The sequence below is a fragment of the Pedobacter hiemivivus genome (assembly GCF_005144565.1).
Classification (GTDB): Bacteria; Bacteroidota; Bacteroidia; order Sphingobacteriales; family Sphingobacteriaceae; genus Pedobacter; species Pedobacter hiemivivus.
The window spans coordinates 613956-627760 of sequence record NZ_SWDX01000004.1; the positions used below are offsets into that span (position 1 = coordinate 613956).

Genomic DNA, 13805 nt, shown 5'->3' on the forward strand with positions numbered 1-13805 from the left:
ATTTAGAAATAATAGAACCTGAAAGATGACCAAATTTAAAACCAGATATCTCATTTTAGTATTTCTGCTTGCCAGCTTAAGTTTTGCCGGCTGCAAAGATGCCTGGAAAGACCACAATGAGTTAAATATAGCGAGACTTGATCAGACGCTTTCTGAACAGATCAGTGCTGAGCCCAATTTAAGTACTTTCCATGCCTATCTTGTGAAAACAGGTTACGATGTGGTGCTCAAATCGTCCAAAAATTATACCGTATGGGCACCCAGTAACGAAGCGTTAAAAAGTCTGGACAATGCTATTGTGAACGATGATGCTGCATTAAAGCTTTTTGTAGGCAATTGCATTGCAGAACAGAGCTATTTTACGGCAAATCCGAAGCCTTCTTTGATCGTAAGGATGTTAAACGGTAAAAACACCACACTTACCAAAACTACATTTGAGGAGTCTACAATTACTGTTGCAGATGTGTATGTTAAAAATGGGGTGCTACATGTTGTGAATGGGGTATCCATACCAAAGCCAAATGCCTGGGAGTTTTTACAGTCCGCTGTTTCGGGAGGTTTGCAGGCCGCATTTATCAAAGGCTTGGAACATATGGAGCTAGACACCAGTAAAGGCGTGCTGCTGTATAAAGATCCGGTAACGCAAAAAGGAGTTTATCAGGAAGGTACCACCTTCAAGGTACTTAAGAACCAGTATTTTCAACGGATTTCCGATATCAGCAGTGAAGATAGCCTGTTCACCTATATCATCTTAAATGATGCCGCATTTAATGCTGAAAAGAGTAAGTTATTTACTTACAACCTGCACCCTGATGTGAAGTTGGCAGATACGCTTACCAAATGGTGTGTAGTGCGTGATTTGGTAGTGAACAAGGTTTACCAGATTAATGAGCTCCCGGATTCGATGACCACAGTAACCGGGGTTAGGATTCATTTGGATAAGAGCGCCATTGTCGAAACACGTTTGCTCAGTAACGGGATAGCTTATGTAGTGAATAAAATTGGATATCAGCTTCTGGAAAATAAAATCCCTACAGTGGTGCTCCAGGGCGAAATGACCAATAGCTGGCGAACGCCTGCAAATCCTTTTGTGAGGATCAAGCAAGACCCTTTTGGCAATCGCTACATCGACAGGCAAACTGGTAGCATTACTGCCAGTCCCAGCCCACTTTATTATTTCAGCTATAATTCAACGGTAAACTCAGTAAAATACGAAGTCTACTGGAGAGCGATAAATGATGTGTTAACCATACCAATCTCCATGAAAGTTGATTTTAGTACGACCTGGGATTATACTTTAGGACCATTTCCAACTGTCGGATACAAGTCCGTTCCTTCCGTACTTGGTCTGGACCAAACCAGTCAGGCGTATAAAGATGCATATAAGGAAGTTTATCTAGGGACCTATACGCCTGAATACTATGGGACGCTGTATACTTTTCTGGTTTCCTCACTAGGGGCGACTTCTGCACTGCCAACGGCCCTGACTTTAGATTACATCAAATTAAAACCAGTTAACTAAGCCCTTCAACAGAACCTTATGCATATAAATACAAAAACGGTAAAAAATATGTTCTTACCGTGCCTACTCTTCCTCGCATTCAGCAATACCTTGCTTGCCCAGGAAACAGACACCATAAGCACAAAGAAAGTTGCAGTTGTAAAAAGGGCTACAGGACCACAAATTAGTGGTGTAGTTACGGATGCAGCTACAGGAAAACCTTTGCCGGGAATTAACGTAAGTGTACCCGGATATGCTGCTGCTCTGACTGACGAAAATGGAAAATATAAAATCAGTGTTCCTGGTTTTTCTGCGGTAGTGATAATTTCAGGACAAGGCTATCAGTCTAAAGAAGAAGCATTGAAAGGACGAAAAACAATTTCTTCGGCTTTGTATGAAGAGAGCTATACCTCTGTATATGATGCTGCGGTACTTCCTTTTGGAACCGTACTTAAAAATAGAACACCATATGCAGTTACGGCTGTCAACCCTAATGGATCATGGGAGCGTAGTAATGAAACTCCTGACTCCTATCTTCAGGGAAAGGTTGCCGGTTTGGACGCGATCAGAAGATCAGGTACCCCAGACATTGGCGCCGATCTTTATTTGCGCGGGTATAATTCTCTTTATGCCGCCAATCAACCGCTTATAGTCGTGGATGGTGTGCTTTATGACATCAACACTTATGGCAGTTCTATTATTTCTGGTCACCAGACCAACCACCTGGCCAATGTTGACATTAAGGATATTGATAACATCACCGTACTGAAAGACGGGGCCTCTATGTACGGAACACGTGGTGCCAATGGCGTAATTTTAATTACAACAAGCAGGGCAAAGGATGTGGCGACCAGATTGGATTTTGCCGCCTATGGCGGATACAATGGTACGGTTAGTCATTTGCCGGTGATGCAGGCCTACAATTACCGCATATTTTTAGGGGATCTGTTGAAAACCCGACCAGGATATACGGATGCGATGCTCAAAGCAGAGCCCTATATGAATGACAATTCTGGGCTGGATTATTATACCTACCATCAAAATACCAATTGGCAGGATAAGGTAATGAGTAGTGGCAGTAGCCAGAACTATTACCTCAAAGTAACAGGTGGAGATGAGGTTGCCACTTACGCTTTATCATTGGGCTACCTGAACAATGAGGGTTTAACCAATAATACTGATCTGACACGATATCAGACACGTTTTAACGCAAACTTAAACCTCTCCTCAAAATTAAAAGCACAGGCAAATCTGGCCTTTACAAGGAGCGAGCAGAACTTGAGAGATCAGGGCCAGGCTTACACCACCAATCCATTATACCTGGCATTGATCAAATCACCTTTTCTTTCCCCACAAGAAATATCTGAATCAGGTGTACTTTCTCCAAACTTTTCAGATACTGATATTTTCGGTGTAAGTAATCCAGCTGCAGCGGCCGAAAGTGTGGAGGCCATAAACCGTAATTACCGGTTTGCTGGTTCTATTGGTTTCGATTATACACTTAATAAATCCTTTAAAATCAGTACCATCATTGGAGTTACCTTTGATAAAGTAAGAGAAAACTACTTTACCCCAGAATTGGGAATCGCACCAGTATTACTGCCAACAGCAGTGGGTTATAATAAAGTGGCAGCTGGTGTACAGCGTTTGTTTGCCGTAAATACAGATACCCGCTTGGCTTACCAAAAGGATTTGAATCATTTTAGTAAACTGACTGCAAACCTAGGTTTCAGGTATCAGAGTAGCAGTGCCGAATTGGATAATGGTACAACTTACAATACTGCCAGTGATGATTTTGTAACCTTAGGAAGTGGACAAAGCACATTAAGAATTGTAGGTGGGGCACTGGGAAAATGGAACTGGTTAAATACCTACTTTAATGTAAACTATGAGGCTTACAGTAAATACTTTTTATCATTTAATGTAGCTGCCGATGCTTCATCCCGTTTTGGAAAGCAAATTCCAGATGTGTTGACTTTAAATGGCGTTAAGGTTGCCGTATTACCTTCTATAGCTGGTTCATGGCTTGTTTCTTCAGAAGATTTTATGGCCAATAATAGATTTGTAGAGAGCCTTAAATTACGTGCAAGTTATGGCTTAACGGGTAATGACGAAATTGGTAACTATAGCGCTAAGACCTATTATGTTTCTCAGAATTTTTTAGGCAGACAAGGTCTGGTTAGAGGTAACATTGGTAACACGGCTTTGAAATGGGAAACAAATGCCAAGTTAAATGTTGGTATGGATGCCTCATTCCTGAAAGAAAGATTGAACATCAGTCTGGATGTATACCGCAATAAAATATCGGATATGTTGATCTATGAACCGATGTTAACGGCTACCGGATTTGATTATGGATTGCAAAATGGTGGAACCATGGAAAACAAGGGCATTGAGCTTGCGGTAAGTGGCAGATTGATCAATAAGAATAACTTGAAATGGGACATGGGCTTTACTTATGCACTCAATAGAAATAAAGTGATCGGCCTTGGCGAAAACCAAAATCTGATTACCAATTTTTCGGGAGCAACCATTATTACGCAACCCGGATCTGCCGCAAACTTATTTTATGGATACAAAACAAAAGGGGTATATGCTGCTGATGCAGAAGCGCTGGCTTCTGGTTTAAGTAATAAAACAGTCGATGGTGACTTTATCCCTTTTCAAGGTGGGGATATGCGCTTTGTGGATACAAACGGAGACCATACCATTGATGAAAATGACAGGCAGGTAATTGGTAACCCAAATCCTGATTTTACAGGATCATTTAGTAATAAACTGTCTTACAAACAATGGACGCTGGATGCCTTGTTTACGTTTACTTACGGAAATGATATTTACAATGGGACACGCGCTGCGCTGGAGAGTATGAATGGATACAATAACCAAACGCTGGCTGTAGTAAACAGATGGCGGGTGAATGGACAAGTAACCGATATGCCGCGAGCCTCATGGGATGATCCATCCAGAAATTCAAGATTCTCGGATCGCTGGATGGAAGACGGCTCTTATTTGAAGTTGAGATCATTAGCCTTAAGTTATAAACTGCCTAAGCTTACTTTTTTTAGGTCTGCAACGGTCTATGCCATTGCCAATAATCTATTTACACTCACTAAGTACAAGGGTTATGATCCAGAGTTTAGTGCAGGTAATAGTGTATTCGCAAGAGGAGTGGATACAGGGTTGGAGCCCGGGACAAAATCAGTACAACTGGGTGTGAGAATTGGTCTGTAGTTTAGTTTAGAAGAAATATGAACACGAAATTATCCATTACAATAAGAAAATATACACTGGTAATCCTGGGGCTGAGCACTATGGCTTCCTGTAAAAAAATGTTTGACATTAAACCACAAGATGCTTTAGAATCGTCACAAACCTATCAGAATGTGTATGATGCCGATGCTGCTGTACTTGGGATTTACGGAAAATTTGTCGGGCTGGCAGATCGCTACATCCTGCTCAATGAGCTGAGGGCAGATCTACTGGATGTAACGAGAAACGCCAATACTTATTTAAGACAGTTAGGAACTCAAACGGTTGCAGAAGATAATCCTTATGCCGATCCTAAGGCTTTTTATGAAGTCATTTTAAATTGCAATGACGCGCTGAAGAATTTTGAAATCATGCGCAGTAAAAAATTACTGGATAATACCCAGTTTTATCAGCGCTATACTGATATTTTGTTTTTGCGCAGTTGGATTTACCTACAGCTTGGTATCCATTATGGCAGTGTACCTTACGTAACAGATGCACTAAGCGATGTCAATGACCTTAAGGATCAAGGTAAGTTTCCAAAGTTGTCATTTGAGGATTTGTTGACTCGGCTTATTGCTGAAACTGAAGCCATCCCCAAAGAATACCTCAATCAAAATACCTCTTCTGCAAGTCCGACGCTGATGTTGCCAATGGATACTTATGTACTTAAGGATGGTGTATTTAAGTTTTTTATCCAGAGAAAATCTTTTCTGGCCGATCTTCACCTGTGGAAAGGCGATTATTTAATTGCTGCTAAGTATTACCGGGAGGTAATGGAAACTGGAACCAATAGCAGTACCAGTGCTGATCAACAGGTGGACATTTTTGATACCTACAGGGTATCTGATGACAACTCCCCAGATCACTCGCTTAAAACTACAGCGGTGCTTAATCCATGGACAAAGATTTTTTATGGGGCTCTGGCAGATCGGATTACGAATTGGGAAAGGATGTGGACGTTGCCTTTCAGTGGTCGTTTTGCACCTGGAAACCCATTGCTGACACTATTTTCAACTTCTGGAAGTTACCTGGTTAAGCCTTCAGCGCTATCCATTAGTAATTGGAATAATCAAGTAAGACTTGATGGCAGTTTAACGGATAGACGAGGCCGAAATATGTCGTACGGTATGTTTGGTGAGGATCCTGAAGTTTTAAAATATACGATGAACTATAGTTCGGCATTGCCTTTTGAAAAAACTGGGGTTTGGGTTGTTTACCGTGCTGCGGTAATGCACATGCGCTTCGCTGAAGCCGCAAACAGGTTAGATCGTAGTGTGCTTGCAGGAGCATTAATCAATAATGGTATTTGGGGAACTTTCGGAACGAAATCTACTTATAATGGTGTTCCAGATACTTATCCATTTGATTTTGATGGGACTACCACAAATGCTTTCAGGGGTAACTGGTACCGAAACTCAGGAATCAGAGGCCGGGCTGTAAATCAAAATGTACCTATTCTAACTGCCAATGCGATTGTGGATACCGAGAATAAGATTATCCAGGAAGAAGCACTGGAAACCGCTTTCGAAGGTTACCGTTGGCAGGATCTGTTGCGTATCGCATTGCGCCGGCAGACTACAGAACCAAATTACCTGGCTGATAAGATTGCAGCCAAGTTTGAAGCTGCAGGCGATGGTGCCTCTGCTGCAACTGTGAGATCACGTTTGTCCAACAAAGCCAATTGGTACTTGCCGTTTAAACTCAAATAATACAATTCTATCCTATTGATCATCCTATAAAACACATTAAATGCAACGTACTTTTTTAGTTTTAATCTTCTCTATTTTCTTCACTTTTGTGACCAATGCCCAACAACTTGCTTTTCCGGGAGCAGAGGGCTTTGGCAGATTTGCAACCGGTGGTCGCGGCGGCACGGTGTACCGGGTCACCAACCTTCAGGATTCTGGTAAGGGTTCTTTTCGTGATGCCGTAAGCCAGCCTGGCAGAACGGTAGTTTTTGATGTTTCCGGGGTCATTAAAATTGGGGGTAAAATCTCAGTTGCCCCCCGTATTACCATTGCCGGTCAGACGGCACCGGGGGAGGGAATAACCATTTACGGTAATGGCGTCTCTTTTAAAGACAGCACAATTGTACGCTACATCCGTTTCAGGGGTAGCATCAATATGTCTAAAGGATCGTGTACTGTGGTTGCCGATGATTTAAACGATATCATCTTTGATCATGTATCCATAGAGTGGGGCAGATGGGACAACCTACACATCAAGAAAAGTAAAAATGTAACCTTACAATATTGCATGATTGCCGAAAGTATAGACCCACAACGTTTTGGCGCGCTACTAGAAGTTCCTGAAAATGTAACTATACATCATTCCCTTTTTGCAGGTAATCAAAGCCGCAATCCAAAAGCCAAGGCTAGTATTGAATTTATCAACAATGTGATTTACAACTGGGGAAAAAGTGGCTTTGTAGGAGGACACTCTAGCGCACATCATTATCAAGATATCGTAGGTAATTATTTCATTGCTGGTCCAAGTTCTACAAATGAGTTTCTGAGTATGTTTTCCGCAACAGACCATGTATATCATAAAGATAACTACGCTGATCTGGATAAAGACGGTAAACTAAACGGACGTTTGATTACAGATGAAGATTTTATAGAGGAAACTGCTACGCTGCTCAAAGAGCCAACCCTTCTGTTAAAAAGCAATGTTAAGATCAGTACGGCCGCTGAAGCTTGCAACGTAGTGATGGCAGAAGCTGGTTCTTCCTTAAAACGAGATGCTGTAGACAATAGGATCATTGGTTATTTCAAAAGCATGGGTAAAACCGGTCAGATTTTTAAAACAGAAGCTGATGCAGGTGGACAGGATCTGCCAAAAGAGCTGCGCGTAATTGTAAAAGATACAGATCAGGATGGTATCCCCGACGATTGGGAAAAGAAAAATAAACTGGATCATCGCAATGCTGCAGATGCAACTAAAATTAACGGAACAGGTTACACAAATCTTGAACTATACATCAATAGCTTAATAAAACGATAAGAATATGAAGATGCTATTTTTTGGAAGAAAACTTGCAGCAGCACTGTTGCTTACCTTTTTATGCCCTGTAACTAGTTTGTATGCACAGATAAACCGGCAGGGATTGGTACAAAGACATCAGGTGTTGGTCAATAAAATGGACTCTTTATCGTCTCTTTCTGTAGGTAATGGCAAATTTGCCTTTACTGTGGATGCAACCGGTCTGCAAACTTTCCCAGATGCTTATGCTAAAGGTGTGCCACTGGGCACACAATCAGAATGGGGCTGGGATAGTTTTAAAGACACCGCCAACTTTAAACTTGAAGAAGCTTATAAGTATTACGATCAGCATGGTCGTAAAGTGTCGTATACAGTTCAACAGAATGAGACACAGCGGAGTAAAGATGCCTCGAACTATTACCGCCAAAATGTGCACCGCTTGCAACTAGGTAATATTGGTCTGGAGCTGAGCAAAGCTAATGGTAAACTTGCGCTCCCAGCTGATATCAAAAATATTAAGCAAGTGCTAGATCCCTGGACAGGAGAAATAAGAAGCTCCTTTACTTTTGATGGTGTTCCGGTAACTGTGGTTACCCTGGGGCATCAGGATCAGGACATTATTGCTGCATCAGTTAAATCGGACCTGATTAAATTGGGACGGTTAAAAATCAGACTGCGCTTTCCTTATCCAACAGGCGATTGGATTGATGTTGGTAACAACTGGGACGATCTGGAAAGGCATACTTCTTCCATCACCAACAGTAATCAGAATGGCGCAGTTGTAAAACATCAGTTGGATTCTGTTGCTTATTTTACTGCGTTTTCATGGAAAAGTGGAGCGCGTATTGTCGAGAAATCAAAGCATTACTTTACGATTATACCTGATAAAAAATCAAATGACTTTAGTTTTAGTTGTCTTTTCAGCGCTAAAAAAAGTCAACATGCAGTACCCTTATTTGCTGCTGTTCAATCCAATAGCATCAACAAATGGAAAGCTTTTTGGTTAAGCGGTGCCGCAGTTGATTTTAGTGGTAGCATTGATAAACGCGCGAATGAATTGGAACGTAGGATTATTCTATCGCTATATCTAACTAAAATTCAATGTGCCGGAGATTTTCCACCGCAGGAAACAGGCTTAACCTATAACAGTTGGTTTGGCAAACCGCATCTGGAGATGCACTGGTGGCATGGCGTTCATTTTGCATTATGGGGCAGACCTGCATTGTTAAATAAAAGTGTAGACTGGTATTTTACAGTGAAAGATAAAGCGGCCAACATCGCCAAACGTCAAGGGTTTGATGGCGTGCGATGGCAAAAAATGACAGACAACGAAGGTAATGAATCGCCTTCGTCGGTAGGGGCAATGCTAATCTGGCAGCAACCACACATCATTACATTTACAGAACTCGAATACAGAGCCCATCCTGATCAGAAAACGCTCCAGAAATACAAAGATCTGGTTTTTAAGACAGCAGATTTTATGGCCTCTTTTGCACATTATGATGAGGATAAACAACGTTATGTGTTAGGACCGGGTTTAATTCCTGCACAGGAACGCTTTAAAGCCGAAACTACATTTAATCCAACTTACGAATTGGCTTATTGGGAATGGGCATTAAAAACTGCACAACAATGGCGCAGCCGTTTGGGCATGGCGCGTAATGCAAAATGGGATGATGTGATCGCTAAATTATCCCCTCTGCCAAAACAGGATGGGGTATATCTGGCGACAGAGAGTGCAACAGATTCTTACACCAATCCAGAATATAAAACGGATCATCCTTCGGTCTTAGGAGCTTACGGAATGCTGCCTGAAACCAGTTTGTTGGATAAGGCCGTAATGAAGAAAACCTTTAACCTGGTTTGGGATACCTGGAGCTGGAATGATACCTGGGGCTGGGATTTTCCTATGACTGCCATGACTGCTGCACGTTTAAATATGCCAGAGAAAGCGATTGATGCTTTGTTGATGAATGTCAAAACAAACACTTATCTGGTCAACGGACATAACTATCAGGATGATCGCTTGCGTTTGTATCTGCCAGGTAACGGAGGCTTGTTGACTGCTATCGCGATGATGTGTGCGGGCTGGGATGGCAACAAGATAGAAAGTCCCGGTTTTCCTAAAGATGGAACCTGGAAAGTAAAATGGGAAGGCTTTAAAAAGATGATGTAAATAGATAGCAGGATAAGTTTATCCAATTGCAATAATAAAAAGGGTTTTTAACTTTTCACCATAACCAAGTATATTTTAACCACTATGAGATTTTATAACAGTTTACTACTTCTTGCTTTATTCTTTTTTTCAGTTCCTTCATTTGCTCAGCCTAAAGCTCCAGAATGGGTTTCAAAAGTCGGTGCAAAAACCATTACTTTTAAGAAAACTACGTTCAATGTATCTAAATATGGTGCTATAAATGATGGCAAAACACTAAACACCAAAGCCATTCAGCAAGCTATTGATGATTGCGCAGCTAAAGGTGGCGGCGTAGTTACATTCGCCCCGGGGAAATACCTGACAGGTTCGCTATTTATTAAAAAAGGGGTGAACTTTAAAATTGATAAAGATGTTGAGCTGTTGGGTAGCGAGAATATTAAGGATTATAAAGAGATTGATACACGTGTAGCTGGTATAGAAATGAAATGGCCGGCTGCCTTGCTAAATATTTTAAATCAGGAAAATGCAGGGATCAGTGGCGAAGGATTAATCAATGCACAAGGAAAGGTTTTTTGGGATTATTATTGGAAGATCCGTAAGGAAGATTACGATCCGAAAGGCCTGCGCTGGATTGTAGATTACGATGCGAAAAGACCAAGAACCATTTTAATTGCCGATTCAAAAAATATTATTTTAAGAGACATTCACGCACAACAGGCCGGTTTCTGGACGGTGCAGGTACTTTATTCTTCTTATGTAACCGTAGATAACATTACCATTCGCAACAACGTCGGCGGGCATGGGCCAAGTACCGATGGGATTGATGTTGATTCCTCATCGTGGATATTGGTGCAAAACTGTGATATCGACTGTAATGATGATAATTTTTGCTTAAAAGCGGGACGTGATTGGGATGGACTGAGGGTAAATCGCCCGACAGAATATGTAGTAATACGCAATAGTGTAGCCAGAAAAGGTGCTGGACTTTTGACTCTAGGTAGTGAAACCTCTGGTGGTATTCGTCATGTATGGGCTACAGACCTTGTCGGTTATGGTACAGGCAATGCTTTAAATATTAAATCTGCCAAAACGCGTGGCGGTACAGTAGAGGATATTTATTTCGGTAACATCACCATGCATGGTGTGGGCAATGTGATTCAAATCAATCCAAACTGGAATCCAAGTTACAGCTACTCTACACTGCCGGCAGGTTACAATCCTGATTCTATTCCGCCACATTGGACAAAGCTGTTAAATAGGGTAACTCCAGAATCTAAGGGGATCCCTAAAATCCAGAATGTAACTGTTTATAATGTTAAAGCTACAGCGGCAAAAAAAGCAATCAATGCAATTGGTTTTAAAGAAACGATTTTAAAGAACTTTAATCTTGTCAACATCGATATAGATGGAGCTACAGCTGGAACGATTGACTATGCCGAAAACTGGACATTTAAAAATGTGGTAATTAAAACCGTTGATAAAACTAAACTAGAAGTCATCAATTCTGTTGGCGTAAAGCTGTAACATATGAACCTTCGCACCATTATAGTTTTTGCTGCTTTAAGTTTGCTTCCTGTAATTGGACAAGCACAGGAAAAGGTTCAGCCAGCTGGGACTGCTTCGAAAACTGTTCAATGGTTTTTCGAAAAAACCTATCTGCATACAGATCGTGAGTATTATAGCACTGGAGAAGATCTCTGGTTTAGTGCTTATCTAGTGAATGGTAGAAGTGCTAATTTAACTGCAACAAGCAACAACTTGTATGTTGAACTGATTTCGCCAGCAGCTGAAATCATGGATCGTAAATTGATCCGATTGGATAATGGCTTGGGGAGAGGTGATTTTAAAATCAAAGATTCTATACCCGGTGGATGGTACCAATTAAGGGCGTATACCAACTGGATGCGAAACTTTAACGACCTTTTTGTTTTTCAAAAGAAGATCTACATTTCCAGTACGCTTTCTAAAAAGAAAAATCCAGCGGCAATTGCGGCTCAAGAATCTATTCAGTTATTTCCAGAGGGGGGATCGTTGGTGCAGGATGTTACCGGCCTTGTCGCTTTTAAGGCACTTGATCAACAGGGCAATGGAATTCGTGTAAGCGGGAAGGTGATTTCTGGCGGCGGAGCCGAAATTGGTGGTTTTGAAAGTACCGATCTGGGCCTGGGTATATTTACGCTTAAACCGGAGGCTGGTGTTAAATATCGGGTAGAAGGGATTTATGCAAATGGGAAGAAGTTTACAGTAACATTGCCCGATGCATTGAGTAAAGGGATTTCCTTACATGTGGTTAGAGACTCGGCCAACATTAAAGCCGTAATTTCTGTGAATGAAGCCATGCTGAACGAAGTTAAAAATAAGGAGATAACTGTCGATGTAAAGCATGGTGGCAGTACATTTTATACGGAGCAAATCAAACTCAGTAAGTCACAGGTTTCTATATTGTTCCCTTTACAAGATCTGCCTCAAGGCATAACAAGTCTCACAGTTATAGACGATCAGGGACGACCGAATTGCGAAAGGCTGATTTATGTACCCGGTAAGCCAGTTATTTTATCGGTATTGTCTGATAAAGCCAGTTATAAGCCGCAAGAACAAGTGAATTTAACTGTAAAAGTAGTAGATGGAGTAGGGAAACCAGTCAAAACCTATTTATCGCTGGCAGCTTTGGATGCTATAGTGCCGGGCAACGAAAGTAACATCGCTTCATATTTGTGGTTGGAGTCTGAAATTAAAGGAAAGATACAAGATCCAGCAAGGTATTTTGACGAAAAGAATCCCGGAAGATCAAAGCAATTGGATCTTTTACTGATGACCCAGGGATGGCGGGATTATTTATGGAAGAGACTGGCAGATGCAAAGCCGGTAATGAGTTATATGCCTGAGCCAGGAATTACAATTTCGGGGAAGGTACGTCAGAAAGTAGGGCGCAAAGTACTTCCGGATATGAACATTACTTTATTTGGAAACGGACTTCAGGATAGTAAAATATATATGACTAAAAGTTTAGCCGATGGCCGCTATTTTTTGGATGGATTAAATTGGTTTGGTGACCAGGCTTTCAAGCTATCTTCAAAAGATACCAAAGGGAAAAAGGGTGGCTGGATTATGTTGGACTCACTTTTTAAGGATCCCTTGAAAGTTAATGCCGTAGCAGGTGGCATAAATATGCCCAACTTGTCGGCATTTGAGATTGAAACGGGCAGACGAATGGTCTTTAATCGTATTGCAAGATCCAATGAAGCCATTAACTTAAAAGAGGTGGTGATTGATGGTGGAGATAAAAAAAGAGTTGTGCTTAGGGATGAAACCTTAACGACCTTCGGCTATCCGGATTTGGTATATAACATCACGGCAGCGGATCATGATTATAAGAGTCTTGAACACTTTTTACTTACAAAAGTTCCGGGAGCAGTTTCACTTTCTGATACCACTGAGGGGGTTGCTTTTATAGCTTCAGGAGGTGAAAGGCTGGCACCCCGTATTATTGTAAACAAAAGAGAAGATATTTTCGATAGATTGGATTATTACAGTCTACCGATGAATCAAGTGAACAAGATTACCGTTCGACACCTGATCCGGAATGGAGGTGGTGATGCCTATGTGATGAATTTGGATTTGAAAGAAGATGCATTTAGAAGTTCTAGTTTGGATGTTTTAAATACAACTCTACCCGGTTATTACCAAGCTCGAGAGTTTTATATTCCACCATTTCAGGATAAGATGGGGGCTAAGCAAGATCTTCGGACTACCATCTTTTGGGCCCCTTCCTTAATAACAAATGAGCAGGGAGAAGCGAAACTTAGCTTTTTAAACGCTGATCCTCAGGCTACCATTTCTATTCGTGCCGAAGGAATTACGGTCAATGGCGTGCCGGTAACAGGAGTAGCACAATATCAGGTTAAATAG

7 protein-coding genes are annotated in these 13805 nt (G+C 41.4%); all 7 read left to right on the forward strand.

Features of this window, described 5'->3' with window-relative positions; all coding sequences use genetic code 11:
• Positions 1-25 precede the first annotated feature (25 nt).
• The 7 genes from FBD94_RS12880 (at position 26) to FBD94_RS12910 (ending at position 13805) form a co-directional block, all read left to right on the forward strand.
• Positions 26-1522, forward strand: a complete 1497-nt coding sequence (locus tag FBD94_RS12880) for a fasciclin domain-containing protein (RefSeq protein ID WP_136880449.1) — start codon at positions 26-28, stop codon at positions 1520-1522.
• An 18-nt stretch (positions 1523-1540) separates the two neighbouring features.
• Entirely contained in the window at positions 1541-4735 is a 3195-nt protein-coding gene (locus tag FBD94_RS12885) for a SusC/RagA family TonB-linked outer membrane protein (protein ID WP_136880450.1), read from the forward strand.
• A gap of 17 nt (positions 4736-4752) precedes the next feature.
• Positions 4753-6465 (forward strand): RagB/SusD family nutrient uptake outer membrane protein, encoded by a 1713-nt coding sequence (locus FBD94_RS12890; RefSeq protein WP_136880451.1) that lies wholly within the window; start codon positions 4753-4755, stop codon positions 6463-6465.
• Positions 6466-6505: 40 nt separating this feature from the next.
• Positions 6506-7759, forward strand: a complete 1254-nt coding sequence (locus tag FBD94_RS12895) for a pectate lyase family protein (protein WP_136880452.1) — start codon at positions 6506-6508, stop codon at positions 7757-7759.
• Between the two features lie 4 nt (positions 7760-7763).
• Positions 7764-9914, forward strand: a complete 2151-nt coding sequence (locus FBD94_RS12900) for a hypothetical protein (RefSeq protein ID WP_205945879.1) — start codon at positions 7764-7766, stop codon at positions 9912-9914.
• A gap of 84 nt (positions 9915-9998) precedes the next feature.
• A complete protein-coding gene (locus FBD94_RS12905) occupies positions 9999-11420 on the forward strand; it encodes a glycoside hydrolase family 28 protein (RefSeq protein WP_136880453.1) in 1422 nt (473 codons plus the stop codon).
• A 3-nt stretch (positions 11421-11423) separates the two neighbouring features.
• Entirely contained in the window at positions 11424-13805 is a 2382-nt protein-coding gene (locus tag FBD94_RS12910; protein ID WP_136880454.1) for a hypothetical protein, read from the forward strand.

Bases quoted from the DNA above. Each gene is read 5' to 3' on its own strand.
- FBD94_RS12910 (WP_136880454.1), top strand. From the start codon at position 11,424: ATGAACCTTCGCACCATTATAGTTTTTGCTGCTTTAAGTTTGCTTCCT.
- FBD94_RS12885 (WP_136880450.1), top strand. From the start codon at position 1,541: ATGCATATAAATACAAAAACGGTAAAAAATATGTTCTTACCGTGCCTA.
- FBD94_RS12905 (WP_136880453.1), top strand. From the start codon at position 9,999: ATGAGATTTTATAACAGTTTACTACTTCTTGCTTTATTCTTTTTTTCA.
- FBD94_RS12895 (WP_136880452.1), top strand. From the start codon at position 6,506: ATGCAACGTACTTTTTTAGTTTTAATCTTCTCTATTTTCTTCACTTTT.
- FBD94_RS12880 (WP_136880449.1), top strand. From the start codon at position 26: ATGACCAAATTTAAAACCAGATATCTCATTTTAGTATTTCTGCTTGCC.
- FBD94_RS12900 (WP_205945879.1), top strand. From the start codon at position 7,764: ATGAAGATGCTATTTTTTGGAAGAAAACTTGCAGCAGCACTGTTGCTT.
- FBD94_RS12890 (WP_136880451.1), top strand. From the start codon at position 4,753: ATGAACACGAAATTATCCATTACAATAAGAAAATATACACTGGTAATC.